This window comes from Ihuprevotella massiliensis (genome assembly GCA_900095835.1).
Lineage (GTDB): Bacteria > Bacteroidota > Bacteroidia > Bacteroidales > Bacteroidaceae > Alloprevotella > Alloprevotella massiliensis.
This window is the reverse complement of the sequence record LT608321.1, coordinates 443,132-464,655: the sequence shown is the minus strand read 5'-3', so window position 1 is coordinate 464,655 and position 21,524 is coordinate 443,132. Positions and strand designations below refer to the sequence as shown.

16 protein-coding genes are annotated in these 21,524 nt (G+C 44.8%); 14 read left to right on the top strand and 2 right to left on the bottom strand.

Features of this window, described 5'->3' with window-relative positions; all coding sequences use genetic code 11:
• Positions 1-11 precede the first annotated feature (11 nt).
• Positions 12-200: a 50S ribosomal protein L33 gene (gene rpmG, locus BQ2633_RS02125; protein ID WP_009752088.1), complete on the bottom strand. Its 189-nt coding sequence runs from the start codon at positions 198-200 to the stop codon at positions 12-14.
• 14 nt (positions 201-214) lie between these two features.
• Entirely contained in the window at positions 215-475 is a 261-nt protein-coding gene (gene rpmB / locus BQ2633_RS02120) for a 50S ribosomal protein L28 (protein ID WP_009752087.1), read from the bottom strand.
• Positions 476-1,285: 810 nt separating this feature from the next.
• Between rpmB and BQ2633_RS02115 the strand changes: the two genes are divergently transcribed.
• The 14 genes from BQ2633_RS02115 (at position 1,286) to BQ2633_RS02045 (ending at position 21,339) form a co-directional block, all read left to right on the top strand.
• Positions 1,286-4,066 carry an outer membrane beta-barrel protein gene (locus BQ2633_RS02115; protein WP_176720077.1) on the top strand — a complete coding sequence of 927 codons (2,781 nt, stop codon included), beginning with the start codon at positions 1,286-1,288 and terminating at the stop codon, positions 4,064-4,066.
• A gap of 697 nt (positions 4,067-4,763) precedes the next feature.
• Complete coding sequence (rlmD, locus tag BQ2633_RS02110; RefSeq protein ID WP_075564809.1) at positions 4,764-6,185, top strand: 23S rRNA (uracil(1939)-C(5))-methyltransferase RlmD; 1,422 nt, start codon at positions 4,764-4,766, stop codon at positions 6,183-6,185.
• Between the two features lie 130 nt (positions 6,186-6,315).
• Positions 6,316-7,023 (top strand): hypothetical protein, encoded by a 708-nt coding sequence (locus tag BQ2633_RS02105; RefSeq protein WP_075564808.1) that lies wholly within the window; start codon positions 6,316-6,318, stop codon positions 7,021-7,023.
• Between the two features lie 22 nt (positions 7,024-7,045).
• Complete coding sequence (locus BQ2633_RS02100) at positions 7,046-7,333, top strand: hypothetical protein (protein ID WP_075564807.1); 288 nt, start codon at positions 7,046-7,048, stop codon at positions 7,331-7,333.
• Positions 7,334-7,402: 69 nt separating this feature from the next.
• A complete protein-coding gene (locus tag BQ2633_RS02095; RefSeq protein ID WP_075564806.1) occupies positions 7,403-7,858 on the top strand; it encodes an acyl-CoA thioesterase in 456 nt (151 codons plus the stop codon).
• Between the two features lie 49 nt (positions 7,859-7,907).
• Positions 7,908-8,951, top strand: a complete 1,044-nt coding sequence (gene aroB / locus BQ2633_RS02090) for a 3-dehydroquinate synthase (RefSeq protein WP_075564805.1) — start codon at positions 7,908-7,910, stop codon at positions 8,949-8,951.
• Between the two features lie 57 nt (positions 8,952-9,008).
• A complete protein-coding gene (locus BQ2633_RS02085; protein ID WP_075564804.1) occupies positions 9,009-9,926 on the top strand; it encodes a DMT family transporter in 918 nt (305 codons plus the stop codon).
• 350 nt (positions 9,927-10,276) lie between these two features.
• Entirely contained in the window at positions 10,277-13,105 is a 2,829-nt protein-coding gene (locus tag BQ2633_RS02075; protein ID WP_346047985.1) for a SusC/RagA family TonB-linked outer membrane protein, read from the top strand.
• Between the two features lie 18 nt (positions 13,106-13,123).
• The gene (locus BQ2633_RS02070; RefSeq protein WP_083233901.1) at positions 13,124-14,623 is read left to right on the top strand and encodes a RagB/SusD family nutrient uptake outer membrane protein; all 1,500 of its coding nucleotides are present in this window, start codon (positions 13,124-13,126) and stop codon (positions 14,621-14,623) included.
• A 216-nt stretch (positions 14,624-14,839) separates the two neighbouring features.
• Positions 14,840-15,319, top strand: a complete 480-nt coding sequence (locus BQ2633_RS02065) for a hypothetical protein (RefSeq protein WP_075564801.1) — start codon at positions 14,840-14,842, stop codon at positions 15,317-15,319.
• Complete coding sequence (locus BQ2633_RS02060) at positions 15,316-16,317, top strand: DUF4929 family protein (RefSeq protein WP_075564800.1); 1,002 nt, start codon at positions 15,316-15,318, stop codon at positions 16,315-16,317. Before BQ2633_RS02065 ends, BQ2633_RS02060 begins: the two co-directional genes overlap by 4 nt.
• A gap of 301 nt (positions 16,318-16,618) precedes the next feature.
• On the top strand, positions 16,619-19,426 hold the full coding sequence (locus BQ2633_RS02055; protein ID WP_075564799.1) for an insulinase family protein: 2,808 nt from the start codon (positions 16,619-16,621) through the stop codon (positions 19,424-19,426).
• A gap of 45 nt (positions 19,427-19,471) precedes the next feature.
• Positions 19,472-20,338, top strand: coding sequence for a ChaN family lipoprotein (locus BQ2633_RS02050; RefSeq protein ID WP_075564798.1), 867 nt, complete (start codon positions 19,472-19,474; stop codon positions 20,336-20,338).
• Positions 20,339-20,424: 86 nt separating this feature from the next.
• Positions 20,425-21,339, top strand: coding sequence for a hypothetical protein (locus BQ2633_RS02045; RefSeq protein ID WP_075564797.1), 915 nt, complete (start codon positions 20,425-20,427; stop codon positions 21,337-21,339).
• Positions 21,340-21,524: the final 185 nt, after the last annotated feature.

The window sequence follows — 21,524 nt, the reverse complement described above, 5'->3', positions numbered from 1 at the left end:
GATTACTTGGATTATTTGATTTCCTTGTGAACCGTCATGCGCTTGAGGATGGGGTTGTACTTCTTCAACTCCAAACGCTCGGGGGTATTCTTACGATTCTTGGTGGTGATGTAGCGGCTTGTTCCGGGCAGACCGCTTTCCTTATGTTCGGTGCATTCAAGGATTACTTGAACGCGATTACCTTTAGCTTTCTTTGCCATGAGTGTGATGTGGATTAGCCGATTACTTTAATATCTTTCCAGTTGAGGTAGCCCTTTTGAGCTGCGCTCTCGAGTGCTTGGTCGAGACCAACCTTATTGATGAAGCGGAGACCAGCTGCGGAAATCTTGAGCTGGATCCAGCAATCTTGTTCTACATAGTAGAACTTCTTGGTGAACAAGTTTGCGTCGAAAGTACGCTTGGTGCGACGCTTCGAGTGCGAAACGTTGTTGCCCACCATGGCTTTCTTACCGGTAATTTGACAAATCTTAGACATTGCTATCTGTAATTTTCTGTTGCTGTTGTAGTAGTTATTCCCAATCGAGTTGCAAATTTACGACATTCTTCTCAGACTTCCAAATGTTTCAATCATATTTTTAGTTGATAGTGGTGATTTTCTGGTATATGAGGTGCTTTTCTATATGTTTTTGGTGCTTGCACTTGCTGTTTTTGTGGTTGTTGATAGTGGATGATTCTAGCCTTTGCTCCTTGACGCATGCGTATATTATAATTGTAGTGAGTTTACTCAGTGTTGTGGATGGTCATAAGTCATTAATTATGTTAGTTATGTTTGGAGACGATATTGCTTACTCCTACTATATTAAAGTTTTATCCCCTTAATAATATACTTATTTTGCCTTTATAATATGGTTATATTCCCTTGGGCATAAACTTTTCAAAGATGATTTGCGTTATTTTTTTTGGTGTTGTTGCTGGGCGTTTATTTATTTCTTGCGAAATGTCGTAGGAAACAAGTTCTTGGTAAAGCATATATAGAGAGAAAATGACGATTTATGCTCGGATTATATGTTTTGGGGGAAAATTCAGCTCAAATTATTGTTTGTTTAGTTCGATGATGTTATATTTGCACTGCTTAGTATGAACGCTTTCCTATATCTTTATTCAAGTGCTTGGGTGAGTCGCTTCATAGGTAGGCTCACATTTAGTGCATAATACTCTGTTAGTCTAAATCCTCTCTTCTTATATCATGAATCTCCGTCGTTTATTTTTCGGATTATTTCTATTTTCCTTACTATCTGTTCATGCTCAATCGCAGCGCGATAGTATTGCAATCTATGGCAAAGTCATGGACAGTTTCACGCACGAAATGCTCAAAGGCGTGCGAATCGACATCTTGCGACCTGATAGCTCCCTTGTTTCGCAGCACAACACCGACAATGTGTATGGATATGGCAATTACAGATACAACTTCGGTGTGCTGGATGAACGTGGAGTCTACGTGTTGCGCGCCGATTATATCTTTCGTTTCTCGAAGGAAGGCTACGTCACACAGTATGCCAATCTCTACAAACGCGACTTAGGACGCAGAGAACAGCGCAGATCAGTGGGAGAAATCCTACTGAAGAAGATTGGTAAGCGTCGCGACGTCGAATTAGGTGCAGCAGAAGTGCATGCTTCCAAAATTCGCATGGTTGTGAAAGGAGATACCCTCATTTACAATGCCGACGCTTTTCAGTTAGCAGAGGGCTCTATGCTAGATGGTCTCATCAAATTGCTCCCTGGATTTCAATTGCGCGATGGACAAATCACCGTCAATGGTCAGTACGTGAGCAGTCTATTGGTCAATGGCGAAGATTTCTTTCGCGGAGACCCTCGCGTGGCATTGGAAAATTTACCCGCCTATATGGTGAACAAGGTGAAGGTCTATCGCAAGGAACACCCATGGAGTTTCATCACTAAAGGCAAGGAAGAGCGTAAAGAAGACCTCCCTCTTGTGGTGGATGTCAATCTGAAACGCGAGTATTCCATCGGATGGGTGGGCAATGTTGGAGCCGGATATGGCACAGCCAACCGATATCTTGGACGCGCCTTTGGACTTCGTTTCACCGACCACTCGCGCCTAGCCCTATATGGCAATGCCAACAACACGAACGACACGCGAGAACCAGGCACTTCCGGCAATTGGAACGCCAATGGTGCAGCCTCTGGTCGCACCGAGATGCAAACTGCTGGCTTCGAATTTCTCATAAAAGGCGATAAGGACCAGTGGAAATATGTGGGGCATGCTAAGATTTATCATCAAAACACATTCAATCAGAGCATTACCTCCTCAGAAACCTTCCAACCCACGCTGCCTAATAGCACATTCAATCGCGCACGTCGCGAAGCTGAGGGCAGTCACTTCAAGGTGCAGACAGAACAAGCCTATGAAAGAAAGAGAGATGAAGGGTTCTTCAATGTCTTTGCAGCATTGTACTATCAGCACCACCGCAGTGACGCTTTGCACCAGGGAGCGGAATTTTCAGCCGATCCGAAAGATGCCTATCGCGCTGCGTCACTAGACAGTTTGTTTCAGACATCTAGTGAACGATTGGCGAAATTACTGGTAAATCGCCAGCAGAATCAAGAGAAGAGTCGCGAGCATGCGTGGTCGGGAAGGCTGAGTGCAAACGCTTTTGCTAAGATAGCACACACACCAGACTATTATTCGCTAGACTTCAATGCAGACTTTGAACACAAAACTGGTACTGCTTTTTCCGCCTATCAATTGCACTATGGTCAATCAGCGCAAGTGCCACACACGAACGAGCATCAACTGCGCTACACAGACGCACCTTCTACAAAAGCCAATGCGAGTTTTAGTGCCAATTATAACTATCGCTCTGATTGGGCGAGCATAAATTCAACGATGAGCCTTAGAGAGGCTTACCAAAAAGGCGATCGTAATCTGTACCGCTTGGACAGACTAGGTGCAAATGCTCCTACATTCGGAAGCTTGCCTTCCACAACTGCGGCATTGTTGCAGACCTTGGATGCGCCCAACTCATATATGGCTGGCCGAAACACGCTCACGGGTACACTTCATATTAGGAGCGTTATTTGGATAAACAAAGAGACGAGCAATGGCATCAGAATTGATCCTAAACTAGAATGGACAAACGATCGTCTTTCTTACGACCGCAACACGCTGCACGCGACTCCTCATCGCAACACTGTGGTGTTTTTACCCTCCATTGCATGGAGTGGTGATGCGTTCCGGGTAATGTATGAATTAGGTTATACTTATCCCGACCTGCAAAATCTATTGGACTACGTGGATAACGCAGATCCACTGAATCTTTATCAGGGGAATCCTCATCTCCAACGCAGCACCACACACCATGTTACTCTGTCTAGAAGTTGGACAAAATGGAAGGAAGGCAAGACATTTGCCATCGGTGCGGACTGGGACGTCACACGCAATGCCGTTGCGCACGGACAAACTTACGATGCTGCCACTGGTGTGCGCACTTTTTCTCCGAGAAATGTAGACGGAAACTGGCATGCTGCGGCTAGAATGTTTTGGGAACGGCCTTTTGACAAGGACAGACAGACGCTCTTTACCAGCGAGACGAAGGCAGACTTCCGCAACAGTGTGGACTTTGTGACGGAACGAAGCACGGTACAAAACTTTGCGGTGCAGCAAAACCTCCGTTTTAATGCCAAAATTAAACGCGTGATTCTAGACGGAAGCATCGGAGCACGCTATTGGCATGCCACATCAGCGCGCAAGAACTTCCAAACCATCAACAGTTTTGATGTGACTTATGGCTTGAATGCGCAGATTTCTCTTCCTGCAGGCTTCGCGTTTAATGCAGACTGCAAGCTCTATCAACGTGAGGGGTATAGCGATGCAAGTATGAACGACCTGCGTTTTGTGGCGAATGCTCGTTTAGAAAAGACCTTCCTTCGCGGTCGTTTAGGCGTTGCTTTGGATGGTTACGACATCTTCGGTGGGCTCAGCAACGTGACGAAGGTGATTAACGCGCAAGGCATCGTAGAAACCTGGTACAACTCGCTGCCATCTTATGCTATGCTCCAAATTTCTTACAAACTTAGCAAGCCACCCAAGAAGAAAAATCAATAATTGCACGATAATGGTCTAAAGATTGAGTTGAGCTCATCGTGATAGTCTGCATCCTCATCCTCTTATTGGTGGGTCTCTCTTTAGCACGAGGAGTATTTGGGCAAAGTATTTCTAGAAAAACAGCGTTTTAATTTCGTTAGTTTGAGGTGACTTTCCCACTTTGGGGATTTATTTCAGGGATAGTGTCTGAAGATGGACTGGGATTTAGCGGTAAATTGTAGATAAGTCCATGATTATTCCTGTTTTCTCCTAAGTTCGTGAGAAAATGTCCGAGAAAAATCCAAAAAACTCCGACGTTTTTGGGAAAATCTCCGACGTTTTTGGGAGAATCTCCGACGTTTTTGAATTCTTCTTTGACGTTTCTGAAGAAAAAGTCCTACGTTTCAGACTTTGATTCCTAGTTTTGAGTATAAAAGGTTGCGGATGATGTAAAAATAGCTCGAACTTTCTGCTGCTGATAGTGGAAAGTTCGAGCTAAATAATTCTAGAACGCTTTTGGGAGTTGTCTTAGTTTTTCGCGTTTGAATAAGTCGTGCAGTGGAAAAATAGTCCTAAGATTCTCTAGGATTATCCGAGGGGGGAGCACCCCTCTAGGAATGGTTTGCTTTGAAAACAATTGTTTTCCCCTCGTGAAGCCTTTTCGCTTTGGTCAGACCAAGAAAAAAGTGTACCTTTGCAGCTAAATCAAAAATCATATATGGCTCGCAAAAAGAAACCGCTCCCCCTCCTCGAAAAAGTTCTCATCACCGATGTTGCAGCAGAAGGAAAAGCCCTCGTGAAAGTCGATGGGCTTGCTATCTTTGTTCCCTATGTCGTACCCGGTGATGTGGTAGATCTTCAGCTTCGTCGCAAGAAACACAGCTACGCTGAGGCTGAGGCGGTGAAAATCCACGAATATAGTCAGCAACGCACGGAAGCCTTTTGCCCTCACTATGGCGTTTGCGGCGGTTGCAAGTGGCAAATCTTGCCCTATGAAGAGCAACTGCGCTATAAGCAAAAGCAAGTGATGGACAATCTCACGCGTATTGGCAAGGTGGAACTCCCTGAGTGCATGCCTATCCTAGGTTCAAAGCATACGAAAGAATATAGAAATAAACTTGAGTTTGGCTTTTCCAATAAGAAGTGGCTCACACTTGAGCAGGTAAAAAGCGGAGAGAAGTTTGATCAGATGAATGCAGTGGGCTTTCATATCCCTGGTGCCTTCGATAAAATCCTAGATATTGATGAATGTCACTTGATGACCAATATCAATAATCAGATTCGCAACCAGCTCCGTGCTTTTGCCATTGAGCAAAACTTGGAGTTTTACGATCTTCGCAACAACCGCGGTTTGCTTCGCAACATTATGTTGCGCACTGCCTCAACCGGTGAGATTATGTTGCTCGTACAGTTTTGTATCACCACCGACAAAGAGCGCGAAGATGCACTGATGGTGATGGAATTCTTGCACAAGTCTTTCCCCGAAATCTCCTCCTTGCTTTATGTCAATAACACAAAGTGTAACGATACAATAGGAGATTTGGATGTCATCACCTATAGTGGTACTGATTTTATCTACGAAGAGATGGAAGGTTTGCGCTTCAAGGTGGGTCCTAAGAGCTTTTATCAAACCAATTCTGAGCAAGCCTACGAACTTTATAAGGTGACGCGTGAATTTGCCGAGCTCACCGGTAATGAACTTGTCTACGACCTTTACACAGGCACGGGCACAATCGCCAATTTTGTTGCGAAGAAAGCACGCTTTGTAGTCGGCATTGAATATGTGCCTGAGGCTATTGAAGATGCAAAAGTCAATGCTGCGCTCAATGGACAAGATGATAAGACACTGTTTTATGCTGGAGATATGAAAGACATCCTCACCGATGATTTCATTGCTGAGCATGGTCGTCCCGATGTCATCATCACTGACCCCCCTCGCGCTGGTATGCACGCCGATGTGGTCAATGTGATTTTGAATGCTGCTCCCCAGCGCATTGTTTATGTTTCCTGCAATCCTGCCACGCAAGCGCGAGATCTCCAATTGCTTGATGCTAAATATCGTGTGGTCAAGGTACAGCCTGTCGATATGTTCCCCCAAACGCACCACGTAGAGAATGTGGTGCAGCTCGAACTTCGCTAATCATCTATCTCTTCACTCAGGTGGGGTGATGGCGCCCTTCCTTATAAAGAAAATAGCACCATGAGAAGGTGTCCTCAAAAGACGCTTTTCCCGCGGTGTTTTTCATCATTCTGAAGAAATCCTTGTTATTATGCCTGCCCTCTCTCATACTGTTCAGTTGCGACAACGCATTTCTGCATTCATCGAACAGCGGAACGCAGAAGGACTTTGTGCTACGTTGTCGGCACTGCGCAACGCTGATTTTCGCACAGCAAGCCAATATCTTGGACAGATGGAGGTATGGCGTGTGCTTTCTGAAGAAGAGTTTTGGCGTTTCTTTCGAGTTTTGGCAGTAGACAATGCCAAAGCTTATGTGGGCACGCTGATAAAGGTGGTGGTGGCTTTGAACAAACGTCAGAAACTAGCCTTTGATAGTGAAGATTTCCGCACTTTCACACAAGAAGAAGCCTCTGCCATCGACCGACGTAAGATGTTAGAGGCGTTTCTTCCCTTGATGCAGACACCAGAGTGCATAGAACATCTGATGTCTTCGTTGCTTCGAGTGGAGGATTCCGAACATAGTCGTGTGATGATCTTATTCAAGGCAGGCACCACAGCAAGTTATTTCTTGCTCTTCACTCATCTCAAGCAAATGGATGCGGACAATGCGTATTTACGTCGCCTTGCGGTAGAACTGATACGCAAAGGAGACAAGTCGTCCTTCAATTTAGCAGCAATACTTCAGCGATATTTTGACTTAGGAACTCTGCCTGGTACGTTCTCTCTGCAGATGCCTCCTTACGAATTATCACGTTTAGATCAAAGTTACGACAACTTTCTCAAAATTCTTTTGCGATAATCCTTCCCTTATCGTCCATCGTATGAACTTTACCACGTCTTATCAAGAAGAATTTGTGCAAGCGCTACTCGATTATGTCGGTGCTGCACTACGCAATTCGGCAGTTGATCCTGATTATTGCCAAGAGGCGGTACAAATTGTCGATGCGCGCAACCATCTCTTTAGAAGTGTGAGCAATCATCGTACGGACGAAGAACAAGGCATTTATGCTTTGCGCGACTTGTGCGTGCTCGATGATGAGCGCATGTGTCTAGTGCCCGATGCCGGACGCTGCCGTTCTGTTGCACGCGATTTCGGGATGAATCGCTAAACATTGCGTCTTTTCCTATCAATTGGCGCAGAGAGCTAATGGTTCCTACTATATTTCTCTTCAAAATTCATGACTGAAACTTTCCACCATCGCACACCGATTCAGATTCGCTTCAACGATCTTGACGCGTATCAGCATGTCAACAACAACGTGTACTTCTCGTTTTATGATCTCGGTAAGGAGAATTATTTCTCGGAAGTGCTATGTCCTGACTTTCGCACCCAACCGGTGGTGCCGCTTATCGCAAGCATTCATGCCGATTTCATAGAGCCCATCTTTTATGAGGATGAAATTGTGATGGAAACTCGCATTAGCCATCTAGGCAATAAGAGTTTTACGCTCCGCCAACGCGCCATCAACCAAAAAACAGGGAGAGTGGTGTGCCAAGCTGAGACGGTGATGGTTTGTTATCACCTAGCAGAGAAGCATTCCACAGAGATTCCAGCTCATTATCGTGCAGCCATAGAGGCTTACGAAGCCAAGGGAAGCGTGGAACAAAGCGAGGGTTTACCCATCCAGAAGTAGAGTAGAACTTCCTTTTGTGGTCACCTCATCTATATCTTCCTAGAAAACTATGCAAACAATCGTATATGCTCAATCGTTGGTTCAAGATTTGCGCCATACACTCGCGCAAATAGCTAAACCTGATGCTGTGGTTTGGCTGTTTGATGCCAATACCCACCAGCTTTGTGCCCCGCTATTGCAAGAGTTTTTGCAGAATGATGTAAAAATCATTGTTCGTGCGGGAGATATGTACAAGGATTTGTCTGCACTCTCGGAAGTATGGAGCGGTCTGCAAGGAGCTGCTGCCACGCGTCACAGTTTGCTGGTCAATGTCGGTGGTGGCATGCTCACTGATCTTGGGGGCTTTGCTGCGGCAACCTACAAACGTGGCATCCGTTTTATCAATGTGCCAACGACACTTCTCGCCATGGTCGACGCTGCTGTCGGCGGAAAAACTGGAGTAAACTTTGGAGGGTTGAAAAATGAAATCGGAGCTTTCCAGGAGGCTGATATAGTTTTTATCTCTACAGACCTTTTGCGCACACTCGATATGCCGAATCTTGTGTCGGGCTATGCCGAAATGTTGAAACATAGTTTGCTGAGTAATCGTGAAATGTGGGCGCGTCATTTGCAATTTCCTCTAGAAAATCCTGATTTTGTGGCTTTGCAAGACATGGTACGTGAGAGCATCGCGTTCAAACAGTCTGTGGTAGCACAAGATCCGCACGAGAAAAGCTTGAGAAAGTCCTTGAATTTGGGGCATACCATTGGACATGCCTTAGAGAGTGTGCTGCTTCATAAAGAAACTCCCGTTCTGCACGGATATGCTGTAGCGTGGGGCTTGCTGGGTGAACTCTATCTTAGTGTTGTGCAAAAGGATTTTCCTATCGAGGTTTTGCGTTTGACCACGCAATTTGTCGTAGAAAATTACGGACGTCCCAAGGTTTCTTGCAAGGATTACGAAGCCTTGTTGGAACGTATGCGACATGATAAGAAAAATGTCGGTAAGCAGGTCAACTTTACCTTACTTTCCGACATAGGACAACTCTGTTTAGATGAAACAGCTAGCGATGAGCTCATCAAAGAAGCGCTCGATTTTATCCGAGAAGGCTAGTGTAGCGATGCTTTCTCAGATATCTAGATCAATGCATTTATAGATTCTATCACCATCATGACAACTTCCGCCAAGAAACTTTCCAGCCAAGGTTTATTCCTTGGGTTAGCCGCTGCAGTTTGTTACGGTTTTATTCCGTTGTTCACTAAAGAACTGCAATATCCTGCCGAGGGATTGCCACTTTCCTCCGCTACGATATTGTTTTATCGCTTTGGATTGGCCTCGCTTGTCATAGCAGGCATCATGTTATTCCAACGAATTTCTTTTAGCATCACGTTTCCTGAGTTTTTGCGATTGGCTTTTTTGGCATTCCTAAGCGATGGTGCTGCACTTTTTTTGATTGCTGGCTATAGTTATATGCCTAGTGGGGTAGCTACCACCTTGCATTTCATGTATCCCGTCTTTACGGCTCTGACGATGATGCTGTTTTTTCATGAGCGACGTCGGATTTCTACGATTGTAGCTATCGCGATGGCAGTGGGAGGTTTATTTGTTCTTTCATGGTCTGGGCAGGGAGAAGTGGCGCTCATGGGAGTGTTATTGGAAATCATCTCAGCTTTTTGCTTTGCGCTCTATTTGATTCGAGTGAATCGTTCGAAAATCTCCAATATGCCGCCAACTAAACTCACCTTTTATGTGATGTTGCTGGGTGCACTTATCTTTGCGGCGACAATAATCTATGAACGTAGTGAAATTGAAATGGCTACGCACTTCGCTGTATTCCCATCGACTCGTGGATGGCTCAATCTGATTGCGTTGTCTTTAGTTTGTACCGTTATTACCAATTTGGCTTTGGTGCATGCTATTAAGATGATTGGCCCCACAATCACTGCAGTTCTAGGAGTTTTGGAGCCCGTCACTGCCATTCTACTCGGCATTATCTTTATGGGTGAATCGCTGACCCCACCCATTGTGTTGGGCATTATGCTCATCATTCCTGCAGTGCTCATCATTGTATTGCGAAAACACAAGTAGTTAATTCGAGGCATCGTAACCTCTTCTTAGTAGAGAAAGCAGAAGTCTCAGAAAATCTCTAGCACTACTCATTATATCTAGTGATATTGTCAACCTTTTTCTGCTAAATCTCCCCTTATTTATCGTAAAATCTTCTATGTTTTGGGCAGAAATGGCTAGTTTTAGCCGTTTCTGTCCTTTCATTTTTAACGATTTCTCTTACAATTTAGTCGTAGAATCGCTAGATATAGTGATTTCCAGAGTAATGAGAAGTCCGTATCTTTGCACCATCTAAAACCATGTCCCTTGTGATTGCTCATCATTTTCACGAGGGACTGTGTTTTGCTCCCATTTCACTGAAATACTTCTTTATGCGTCATCTCGCTATTCCCTGTTTCTTTTGCATAATCTTGCCCCTTCATGCGCAAACTTCGGAGCCTTCCGAACGAAAGCTCAATGAAGCGGTGATTACTGCACGACCAAACATCAATGCGCTTGACATTCGTGCCAAATCAGGTGTGGTTCAAACTGTCAATATGAAGCTGTTGTTGAACAAGCCTATGATAGATATGTCCATGGCACTTCAGGGAAGCGTGCCCGGTTTGGTCGTTATCAATCGGGGAGAGTTGGGCGAAAAACCACAAATTCGTATTCGTGGCAATTCTTCACTCCGACGAGGTGATGCCGCTAATGAACCTTTGTATGTGTTAGATGGTAAAGTGATTTCTTCTGATGCCTTTCTGACGCTGAATCCCAATGACATCAGCGAAATAAAGGTGTTGAAAGATGCTGTGGGAACAGCACTTTACGGCATCAAAGCAGCCAATGGGGTAGTGGAAATTACGTCAAAGCGCGGCAATGCTTTAGGACGATTGACAGCATCCTACAGCATGAATCTGGGAGTAACTTTGCAAGGTCGTCGTGGAGTAGAGATGATGCGCACCAAAGAGAAGCTAGAGTTTGAGCGTAGATTGCAAAATCCTCTCGCACCAGGCTATCTTTATAGCGCAGACTATATAAGAAGAGCATATCCCACTGCACAAGATTTAGAGCAGCGCATTGCAGCAGGCCAACAAGTATTGGACAGTTTGTCAAATATCGACACAGATTGGTTTGAAGAACTTGTTCGTCCAAATCTCTATCAATCGCACAACCTCAGTTTACGTGGTGGAAATGAAGTCACGTCTTACTACATTTCTACCAATTTCAGTAGTCAAGGAGGGCGCCTTCCTGGGAATAGCACGAATCGTATCACGGCAAGGATGTCGATTGAACAACAAATTGGTCACATTGGTTATGCATCGATTGGCGCTGATATGGGATATAGTCAAATAGAAACTCCCAATGGCACTGATGCTTCGCCTTCTGACTTGGTCTATTTGCTCAATCCTTATGAGAGCAGAACAGGAAAACTATGGTCGTATGGCAATAAAGGCAGTAACTTTACGCTTAATGACCTTTTGCACCAATACAGTAAGACGGGCGGTGACAAGCGTGGAGGGTTAAATGCTTCTATCAATTTGAAGCCTTGGAAATATCTAAGTCTTGACGCCGTGGTAGGTTTGGATTTCGTGTTGAACGAAGAAACGAATTTTACTCCCTCTACAGCTTGGAGTGAACGTGAGAGTGGTGCGCGCCCCAATGAACGTGGACGCATCAGCCGATCCAAAGATACGCAGCAAAATCTCAGCGCTAATATTCGCTTGACCTACAACCGTAGCTGGAATGAGGTACATGATCTCACGCTTGGCGCGAATGTCGATGCCTATCAGTCCGATTTAGACAATACGAGTTTAACCGGATATGGAGTAGGAACCAAGATGTCGGCAGCACTCATCAATCAGTCTTTGACGGGCAATCGTAAGCCTTCTGTGAGTAGTGGGACAGAGCGCAACCGACAATTCGGTGTTGGCTTCGTGGGTGGCTATTCTTTTCAGAGCACCTACGACTTGTTTGCAAGCTACAAGCGTGATGCGTCTTCCCTACTTCCTTCAGACCATCGTTGGAACACCGCATGGGCTGCAGGTTTAGGTTGGACCCCCACACAATATGATTGGCTAAAGTCGCAAGACATCCTTAGTAATCTCAACCTGCGAGTGTCTTTTGGACAAACTGCAAATCTATCGGGAGTGTCGTCTGCTGCGACTATTGGCACCTTCTCTTACCACAACACGGAGTTCTATTCCGATACACGTCTCTTACAACTCCAAGCTCTTTATAATTCCCAACTGAAAGCCGAGCATACCGATACTTATGATGCGTCTCTTTCGTTTGAATTGTGGCGCAAACTTTCGTTCAATTTCAATCTCTATCGTCGACAAACGAGCAATGCCCTCCTCGATGTCCCCATTCCCCTGAGCAATGGGTTTACAACAATGACGCGCAACATTGGGGTATTGCGCAACGAGGGTTATGAAATTTCCGCCAACTATCGCATTCTCTCACATGGAGATGTACGCTTGTCGGCTCGCGCCTCTTTGTCTTACAATAGAAATCGCGTAGTAAGTCTCTATTTCACAGATCGTCTCTACTTAAACGATAGTGATCCTTTGCCTGTTTTTGAAGTTGGAAAGCCTTACGATGTGCTTTATGGACTTACTTCAACCGGAATTGACCCAGACTCGGGATTACCTAATTTTATTTCGGCGCAAGGAAATCCAATGAAATTGCACGACAATCCCAAACGCAGCGATTTTGTAGCTTTGGGCTTTACGACACCTCCTTACACCGGCACGTTTGGACTGACATTTGAGTGGAAATCCTTCACGCTTGATGCAGATTTTTATTACGTATCAGGTGGCGTGCGCCGTTATAATTACAAATATGCGCGTATGAGCGATGAGGCGTATCGCAATGCCGTGGCAGGAATGACCGACAAAACATGGTGGACTAAGGGAGATGCCAACAAAGTTTATCACACTCGCTTCGTCTCTTCTGCTTCACAGACCTTGCTTCAATACGCAAACTCCACCAATGTTGGCAAAAGCGACTATTTGAGATTGTCGATGCTCTCTTTGCGCTATCGCATTCCGCGCAACTTGTTACAACGTATCGGTTATGTGGTGCAGTATGCTTATTGTGGAGTTCAGGCTTCCAACCTCTTTACCTTGACGAGTTATGCCGAATCCGACCCAGAAAGTGGACGGCTATCGGGAACATTGCAGCCCGTCATTGCGTTCAATCTCAATCTTACGTTCTAACTTATAATACTAGTCTCGATGAAATTCTACTTTGGCTCTCAATCGTTTGGTGTGCGTTGTACAAAGTCCCAACGCCCCTCTCTCATCGTTGGCACAGTATTATTGGGACTGTTTTTGAGTTTTCAAGGCTGTTCTCTCGATGTTCCTTATGAAAATCGATATGCAGACCCCAATGCTGTTGTGAATGCTCAGACTGCGCGTGAGCTTTTGGCAACAGCCTATGCAAATCTGCCTTTGGAGCATTTTACTTGGTCCGTGCTGAGTGATGATTTTCGTCCCACTTATAAACTGCGTAGCAGTCCTTCGCTTCAGAAACTCGCCAGTTTTGACGCTGATGAACTGACAAACCTGGCGAATGATTTGTGGGCACACTATTATTCTAGCATTGCCGTGGCGAATGCTGTGGCAGAGCGAATAGACTCTTTACCTAATTCGACTGAGCTTCAGAGCATAGCTTTAGAAAGTCAACGCATAAAGGCTTATGCTTACTTCCAGTTGCTTCGAGCTTTTGCGCCTATTCCCTCTGTAGCTTCTGATAGTGCGGGCATCATCTTCAAAGATCATCTGCAGATGTCGGCTTCTCCTCGCTTATCGGTAGGCGAGAGCATCGATAGTATTCGCAATATACTCGAACGCAGTACCCCTTTCGCAAGTTTTAGCGCCCCAAACAAAACAGAAGTTTCTTCGACTAACAACGAACAGCATTGGTTCACGTCGATTGCAGCTGCCTATCTTCGTGCGGAATTAGAGTTATATGCAGGGGATTTTACCGAAGCTGAGCGATGGGCTCGCTTAGTGATAGAACAAAAAGGCGGTACTCTCTCTCTCAGCCCTGAGGTGTATCAACAATTGTGGCAAGGTAACCTGTGCAGTGCTCGTATTTTTGCTCCCTACATCAACAGATATTTCTATACGGAAATCGTGTATGACCGACAAACAGGGGATTGTTTCACGGTAAATCCAGCCGTGCTTTCTCGTTTCGGTCAGACTGATTTGCGACGTGATGTCACAGCATTTGACAAGAAATTGCCAGAGTCTCCTCTCGGACAGATGAAGAATTGTTTTGGCAAGTACAATGCCGTCAATTGGTCTCGCACGAATGGTGGCGCCTCTGGCGAAACGCACTATGTGAGTTTGTACCGCACTGCTGGTGCTTACTTCATACTAGCAGAAGCCTTAGCACATCAAGGCAAAGCTGCCGAAGCGATAGCCGTGATGAATGACTATCTAAGTCAGCGCAAAGCCACTTTATTGGCCACAAACTTGGAAGGAGATTCGTTGCTTTCCGCTATTTTACAAGAAAAACAACAAGAGTTTCTTGGCGAAGGAGAGCGCTTTTTCGATATAAAGCGCTATCGCCATACGCTACTGAGCCATTGGAATGAGGGGCTATCGAACAAACAACGCATTTCAGCCAACGACTATCGTTGGAATCTCCCAATTCCCAAGGGCGAATATCTCTACAATGACCGTGCTACACAGAATTTTGGTTGGCCGCGTCTGAGATTAGGAGAATAGCGTTTGCCGCTTTCTGGTGGTTCTCAGAGATTGGTACGAATGTGGGAGAAGTCCGAAAAAATCTCCGACATTTTTCCAATTTTCTCTGACATTTTTCTGAGAATCTCCGAGTTTTTTTCAAAAAACTCTGATATCGTTAGAGCTAACACCCGTAGTTTCTTTACATTGCTCTGAAGTTACAGTTCATTTCTTTGCAACAACTTAAACAATCACAATATGAAAAAAGTTTACGCAGCGTTGTTGCTACTGCTTTCTACTGTGCCCGCTTTGGCACAAACGGCAGACAGCAACAAAAACACAAAAGAAGGTGCCATCAAACTTCTTGATGGCACCAAGGAAATTAAATCTTTCTCTGCTAAACACCTGAAGATTACATTTTCAGATGGGAAGGTTCACTTCACGCAAAATGGTCAAACAGAAAGTTTTTCACTCGCCACTTTTGGCGCTCTCCAACTTTCAGTTGTGCCCACTGGAATTAGCCCTATTCAACAACAAGCTTTGTGGCAACTTCAGGGTCAAGAGGTGCTCGTTAATGCTCCTGTTGGCACTGTTTCAGCGCTTTACTCTCTCAATGGGCAGTTGGTTTCTACTCATGTGCAGCGTAGTGCCCAATTTGAGACTGTGGGCACCGTACCAACTAATGGCTTGTACGTGCTCCGCGTAAAAGATAAATCTACTAAAATCTTTGTAAGATGAAGCGTACCTTTATTGCAGCGATGATGTTGCTTTGTGGTATTGGGGCATCGTCAGCACAGACGCTTGGTGTGTATCAGCCCAACTCAAGTAAGATGTGGGATTTTTCAACGCTCAAAGACCAAAGTTTACCACTTAATAATGGTAAGTTGATGGTGGGTGATGCTCAATATGCTGTTTCAGATGTGGATAGTGTTGTCGTGCGTGTTCTAGAAGCACCACAACTCACAGCAGCACAACAGCAGCTTGTCAAAGGTTATCAAGAAAAACTCGGCATAGATCTCACCAAGGTGCTTGGTGTGAAGAAACTTCATGCTCGTTTATTCTTTCCAGGTTATGAGAGCATGCAAGCTTTCACCCAACCTTATGAACGTAACCTAGAGGATTATACCATCATCACCCTCAGTGAACAATCAACTCCTGAGAAACCTGTGCTGAAAATGACATATAATCCCCTAGGAATGACCAATTATCAGCGCTATCTGTTGTATCAACTCACCGTTGGAAACGACGAGTTTTGGTATGGCGAAGACGCAGGTGAAGACTACAAGAAGGTGATGGAAATCCTTAATTGGCATAAAAATAGCTTTGGCGACTTCAATGTTGCGCTAGATGGTTTGACTTTTAGTAATGTGAATGCTGGAGTTAATGCTTCTGTGAACTTTATTGCCGATCAGAAAGATGCCTATGGTGACCCTACACGTCGCATTCCTTTTCAGTATTATTTCTCTACTTGGGATAAAGCTCAGCAAATCGTAAAAGAACAAACGCTTGAGCGTTGGGAGGAATTGGCAGAAATCACAAATGACGGTAAAGATGGAACGCCAGATCCTTTGCATTATCTCAATACTTCCTCGTCTGAAAAGAATGAATATGATGAGGCTGAGAACTTTGTTGCTCCAAAGGCTAGTGTAGATTTCAAAACTGGAAAGCTACATTTTGAGTTTTCCTTTGACGCTGGTGGCATGGGCTACACGCGTTGCTACATTGACTACGATTAAAATTCAAACTATACCTTGGCTAAGGCTGTGTAGCAACTCTTGTTGTGGCACAACCTTAGCACCAAGTTGGTTTTTGGGGAGCTGCCTATTCCCTTTGGTTGAGCCTTTCTATGAAATTTCCTCTGGAATTATCATAGGAATAAGAGCGTGGCTCATACGTTTGAGTAGATCAGGGCTGAGTTATTCTAAAGTTCTGTGATCTACATTATAATGATTTTCTATGTTTCTTTCTCGATACTCTGTGTTTCGACTTCTTGTTTCCTCCCATCTATCTAAGTGCCTACTTTGTTGTTCCTTATGGATGGTAGGAAATCAGATGGGGTGGGCGAGTGTACCTTTCAAATCGCGCACATTGGTGTCTTTGCCAAAGCAACTTGTTACGGGAACTCTTCCCAATGGTTTGCGCTATATGCTGATGCCAAATGCACAACCTTCGGGACGTGCAGAAATACGTCTTGTGCTTAATGTCGGATCAGCTGCAGAGAAGAATCACCAACATGGGCATGCGCATTTCATCGAACATCTTGCTTTTGGAGGAACTCAGTCTTATCCGCAGCGAGAAATGGTGAGTTTTTGGGAGCAACATGGTATGAAGTTTGGTCAAGACATCAATGCCATGACAGGATATGACCGAACGGTCTATCAAACTGCTGTGCCTTCGCTCCCCAATGACATGGAGCTATTGGAGCAATCTTTACCGATGGTGGCAGAGTGGTTGGACAAAATAAGCATTTTGCCCCAAAAGGTGGAACAAGAAAAGGGAATCATTCAAGAAGAAATTAGAGCGTACAACACGAATGATGATTTCTTTTCGCTAAAACATGGAAAAGGAGCGTATGCAAGGTTGCCTATTGGGACACCAAGCGAGGTAGCTGCAATTACGTCTGAGGGGTTGCGTCAGTTTTATACACAATGGTATAATCCTAATCGTGCAACACTTATTGTTGTAGGTGCGATAGATGCAGATAAACTTCAGGAGAAGGTGAAGAGTGTCTTTGGAAAGATTCCTGCAAAGTTTTCATCTGAGGACATCTCTCCTTTCAAATATGATAAGGGAGCTCAAGTGATGGTGTTACACGATGAGCTCATTTCTAGCACTTCTGCCGAGCTCATTGTGCCTCATCGTGTTAATCCCCAGCGCACTATGGGAGATGCACTTGAAATACAGCTAGGAAAACTACTGATGCTGCTGGCTGAACGCAGACTCCGTGCTTTGGGAATGCGCAGTTCTTTGAGTGATGCGTGGTATCTCGGCAATATCAATCACTTCACAACGAGCGTAGGAGCTCCAGATGTACAAAGTTTGCGCGATAGTGTTCGACAAGTCGCGATGGCATTCCAGCAGATGGTTACAGATGGTTGGTGTGGCCCAGAATTACGTAGCGCCAAACGACACTTTATCGCCTCAATGCAGCAGAAGAATCCCACGCGTGCTCGTAGTTCTGCGGTGTGGTGCGATGATTTCATCGATTATGCTGTTGTTGGCGATCGCTATTTTTCGGATTCACTCCAGTGGCAACAGTTGATTACTGGCATCAATGAAACGACAAGTGCCGACCTGCAGCGGATGCTCAAACGATGGATGCAAGCCGCTGACCAAAGTCTGTTGGTTGCCGTTAGGACAAATCGAATGAAACAATCTGAGGAGTCAGAAGCTGAGCGCAGTAAGCTTTGGGAATGGTTTTGGAAAAAAGGTACGCGAGGCCGTCGTCCTCACTATGAATATCGAGAAGTGGAGGAGGCAGCTTCGCAGGAAGTGAAGATTCCTAAGGAAATCTCTACATTTCCAGCCTACGATGAGCGTATGGTAGTGGAACAAAAGTTCTATTCCAACCTCAAAATAACTGATGCGCGTTTGAAGAATGGACTGCGCATTGTGCTTAAGCCAACACCTTCTGCCGATAGCTTGATGCACATCAGCGTCATTGCTCCTCAAGGTACTGCTAGTATCCCTATTGAAAAGTACAATCTTTTAGAAGGTACTGCAGGATATATGGATATGGGAGGTACGAGAAGCCTATCGGCTGAAGCCTTGCCAGATTTTCAAATGTCGCACGGTATCACGTTGATTACCTCAATGGAGCACCATTGGCACGGATTTTTGGGACAAACTGCCACAAAGAATAGTCGGTTGTTTTACAATTTCTTGCGCGAAAAGTGGCTTTATCCAGAGTTGCGTTACAATGATTTTGAAGATGTGCGCCAAGAACTTCTAGAGCAGCATGGGAAAGAGACTACTTTATCGCGCATGCTTCACCGTTCGCCAGAGCATTTGATCAACCAAGAAGTGGATAAATGGGCTGGTCATGTGCTGCCTTTTACCGCAGAGGAGCCAGACAGCTTGGATTTGAAGCGAATGAAGTTGGACGATATGGCTGAATTTTATCATAATCTTTATGCGCCAACGGAGCAAACTACTATCATCGTGACGGGAACTTTTGATGCTCAAGAAGAACTCAAGCGCATTGCTGCTGTTTTCAGCCAACTCCCTGCGGCACATCCTCTACCTTCCACTCAAAGACCTTGGGCAACTCCTAGCCAATCTGCTGAAACTTGGCTGCAATTTTCAGATAATGCTGAAGAAAAAACAGAATTGCTGCGCATCGAACGACTTTGGAGTGGACAATATGAGCCTGGCTTGCGCCCTTCGCTCGTACTGAAACTAATGCGCGATGCTCTCAGACAGCGCGTCATTGAGATTGTTAGAGAAAAAGAAGGCTTAGTCTACTCACCTTATGTGTCGCTTTTCTATGATGCTAGCCCATGGGCGCACTTTCTGATGGATGTTAGTTTAACCGCTGCACCCAATCAACGGAAGAAAATTCAGGAGGTTATGACTGAAATAGAGAAGAATCTCAAACAAGTGCCTTTGAGTGAAGCAGAATTGGCGCAATTAAAACGTCCTTTCCTTATAGCCAAAAATGATGAACTGGCACCAGACGATGCTGCAGCCTGGAGAATGGCAATAGAACGCTTGATTAAAAACGAAGAAAGTCTAGAGGATTTCAATCGATATGAGGAAGTCTTGGATAGCATACGTCCAGAAGATGTGCAACGTGGCTTCCAGACCCTCATCCAACAGCAACATTGGCTTTTCCTTGCGGAATAATCAGTTCAAATTTCAAGTTTAATTACCTTTTTATCTCTATAATATATGCGTAAACTGCTTTTACTGCTTACCTTTCTCTTTACTTGTGGAGTATATGCCCAGCAACCTCAGGCCTACACTTTGTTTGATTATAATGGCAAACCCACTACGTATGATGTGATGATGGATAGTCTGTCGCGCGCTGATGTTGTTTTCTTTGGCGAAATGCACAATTGCCCCATTACACACTGGATGGAGCAAAATGTGCTTCAGACTTTTGTGGATCGTTTTGGGAAGAATGTAATGGTGGGAGCCGAGATGTTTGAGTCGGACAACCAGCTTATTCTTGACGAATACCTGCAACGTCGTATTTCTGGGGATCGTTTTGAAGCAGAATGTCGTTTGTGGCCTAATCATTCTACTGATTATGCGCCTTTGCTCTCTATTGCCTACGATAATAAACTACCTTTTATTGCAACTAATGTCCCTCGTCGCTATGCGAATGCCGTAAAGGAGCACGGACTTGCTTGGTTGGATAGTCTTTCTAGTGCTTCGCGAGCTTATCTACCTCCGTTACCTATTTATGTGGAACGCGATTCTACTGCAGAAAAGGCATTTGAAGTAATGGGGGCAATGGCAGGTCACTCCAATAGAGGGCATTATGTTGAAGCGCAAGCTTTGAAGGATGCAACAATGGCATGGAATATCGCGCAAAACTGGCAACATAATATCCACTTTGTTCATTTCAATGGGAGCTATCACACAGATTTTCGCAAAGGCATCATCGAACAATTATTGCGTTTTTGTCCTCAGCTACGCATTGCGCTCGTTACAGCAGTGCGACAGGAGAGTGTGGAGGCTTTAGACGAGGTGCAATTGGGCCGTTCTGACTTCTATATTTGTGTGCCAGAAACGATGAATACCTCATATTAAACACTGAAAATAGACTCTGACCGCTGATAGCTATCGGTAGAAGTTGATAATCACAAGGAAACAATCTAATTTACATCATTCAATCTATGAAGAAAATATTACTCTCTCTGGTTGCTGCTTGTATGGCAATGGCTATGCAAGCGCAAACCTACACCGTGAAAGTGCTGAAAACTGACGGTACGGTGGTTGCATTCCCAATGGAAGACATTAAAGAAATCACAGTGGATGAAAATGAAACACCCACTCCACAGCCCGCTACTCCCAAGTTTGTGGAAGTAGCGGGAGTGAAATGGGCGACGGGTAATCTACAATACGATAAAGGTACTTGGAAAATCGCAGCTCATCAATGGGATTATTTTAATCCTGTGTCTGGAGTTAGAGGAGAAGGCAGTCGCAGTAAAACCCCTCAATCTGCCGATCAAGTGGACCACTTCAACATGGGAGTGGTAGGCGCAAATGCTTTGGCAATAGACGATACTCACGGTGGTACAGCCAATACTTACTTTGAAGGTAAGCTCTATACGGATGCTAAAATGCAAAATGAGACGACCGATTTTGAGAAAGCTGCTTTTGGCGACCTTGCTTTTTGGGCAACAAAGGGAGAATATCGTTTGCCTTCTCGCAAAGAGTCGCTTGCACTCATCAATGATGCGTCTTGGCAGTATGGATATGTTGAAACTGATGGTTTGAAAATCTATGGATTTCTTGCAACCAACCCAACTAATGGTGTTCCTGAACGAAACATACGTATAGCGAAGGCTTTGACGTCTGAGGAGATTGCAAAGGGTGTTTTCTTCCCTTGTGCAGGATCGCGCTATGAGCAAGGAGTGCTGAAGAATGTTGGTTATGGTGCTTACTATTGGGTAGGTAAAGTATGGGAAGACAACGACAGTTGGGGAGCATTCATTTCAGCCGATCGTGATGGTCTCTATGGAGACTATCAAGGAGATGATGGTACAAAAGGTAACAGTATTCGCCCTGTTTTTGTAGGGGCTAAGTAGTGCTTTATAGTTTAAACAAGCAGAACACTTGAAGCATTCGTTGTTACAGCAAATGATAGTCGAGAATTGAAGCGGCACAAGCTCTCTTTAGTTCTAAACATAAAAAGTCTGCATCAGAAATTTCTTTCTGATGCAGACTTTTTTAGATGAGAAGATGAAACTCCTCAAAGAGGAATAAAGCGAGA

Coding starts and splice junctions, on each gene's coding strand:
- rpmG (WP_009752088.1), bottom strand. CDS start 200: ATGGCAAAGAAAGCTAAAGGTAATCGCGTTCAAGTAATCCTTGAATGC.
- rpmB (WP_009752087.1), bottom strand. CDS start 475: ATGTCTAAGATTTGTCAAATTACCGGTAAGAAAGCCATGGTGGGCAAC.
- BQ2633_RS02115 (WP_176720077.1), top strand. CDS start 1,286: ATGGACAGTTTCACGCACGAAATGCTCAAAGGCGTGCGAATCGACATC.
- rlmD (WP_075564809.1), top strand. CDS start 4,764: ATGGCTCGCAAAAAGAAACCGCTCCCCCTCCTCGAAAAAGTTCTCATC.
- BQ2633_RS02105 (WP_075564808.1), top strand. CDS start 6,316: ATGCCTGCCCTCTCTCATACTGTTCAGTTGCGACAACGCATTTCTGCA.
- BQ2633_RS02100 (WP_075564807.1), top strand. CDS start 7,046: ATGAACTTTACCACGTCTTATCAAGAAGAATTTGTGCAAGCGCTACTC.
- BQ2633_RS02095 (WP_075564806.1), top strand. CDS start 7,403: ATGACTGAAACTTTCCACCATCGCACACCGATTCAGATTCGCTTCAAC.
- aroB (WP_075564805.1), top strand. CDS start 7,908: ATGCAAACAATCGTATATGCTCAATCGTTGGTTCAAGATTTGCGCCAT.
- BQ2633_RS02085 (WP_075564804.1), top strand. CDS start 9,009: ATGACAACTTCCGCCAAGAAACTTTCCAGCCAAGGTTTATTCCTTGGG.
- BQ2633_RS02075 (WP_346047985.1), top strand. CDS start 10,277: ATGCGTCATCTCGCTATTCCCTGTTTCTTTTGCATAATCTTGCCCCTT.
- BQ2633_RS02070 (WP_083233901.1), top strand. CDS start 13,124: ATGAAATTCTACTTTGGCTCTCAATCGTTTGGTGTGCGTTGTACAAAG.
- BQ2633_RS02065 (WP_075564801.1), top strand. CDS start 14,840: ATGAAAAAAGTTTACGCAGCGTTGTTGCTACTGCTTTCTACTGTGCCC.
- BQ2633_RS02060 (WP_075564800.1), top strand. CDS start 15,316: ATGAAGCGTACCTTTATTGCAGCGATGATGTTGCTTTGTGGTATTGGG.
- BQ2633_RS02055 (WP_075564799.1), top strand. CDS start 16,619: ATGGTAGGAAATCAGATGGGGTGGGCGAGTGTACCTTTCAAATCGCGC.
- BQ2633_RS02050 (WP_075564798.1), top strand. CDS start 19,472: ATGCGTAAACTGCTTTTACTGCTTACCTTTCTCTTTACTTGTGGAGTA.
- BQ2633_RS02045 (WP_075564797.1), top strand. CDS start 20,425: ATGAAGAAAATATTACTCTCTCTGGTTGCTGCTTGTATGGCAATGGCT.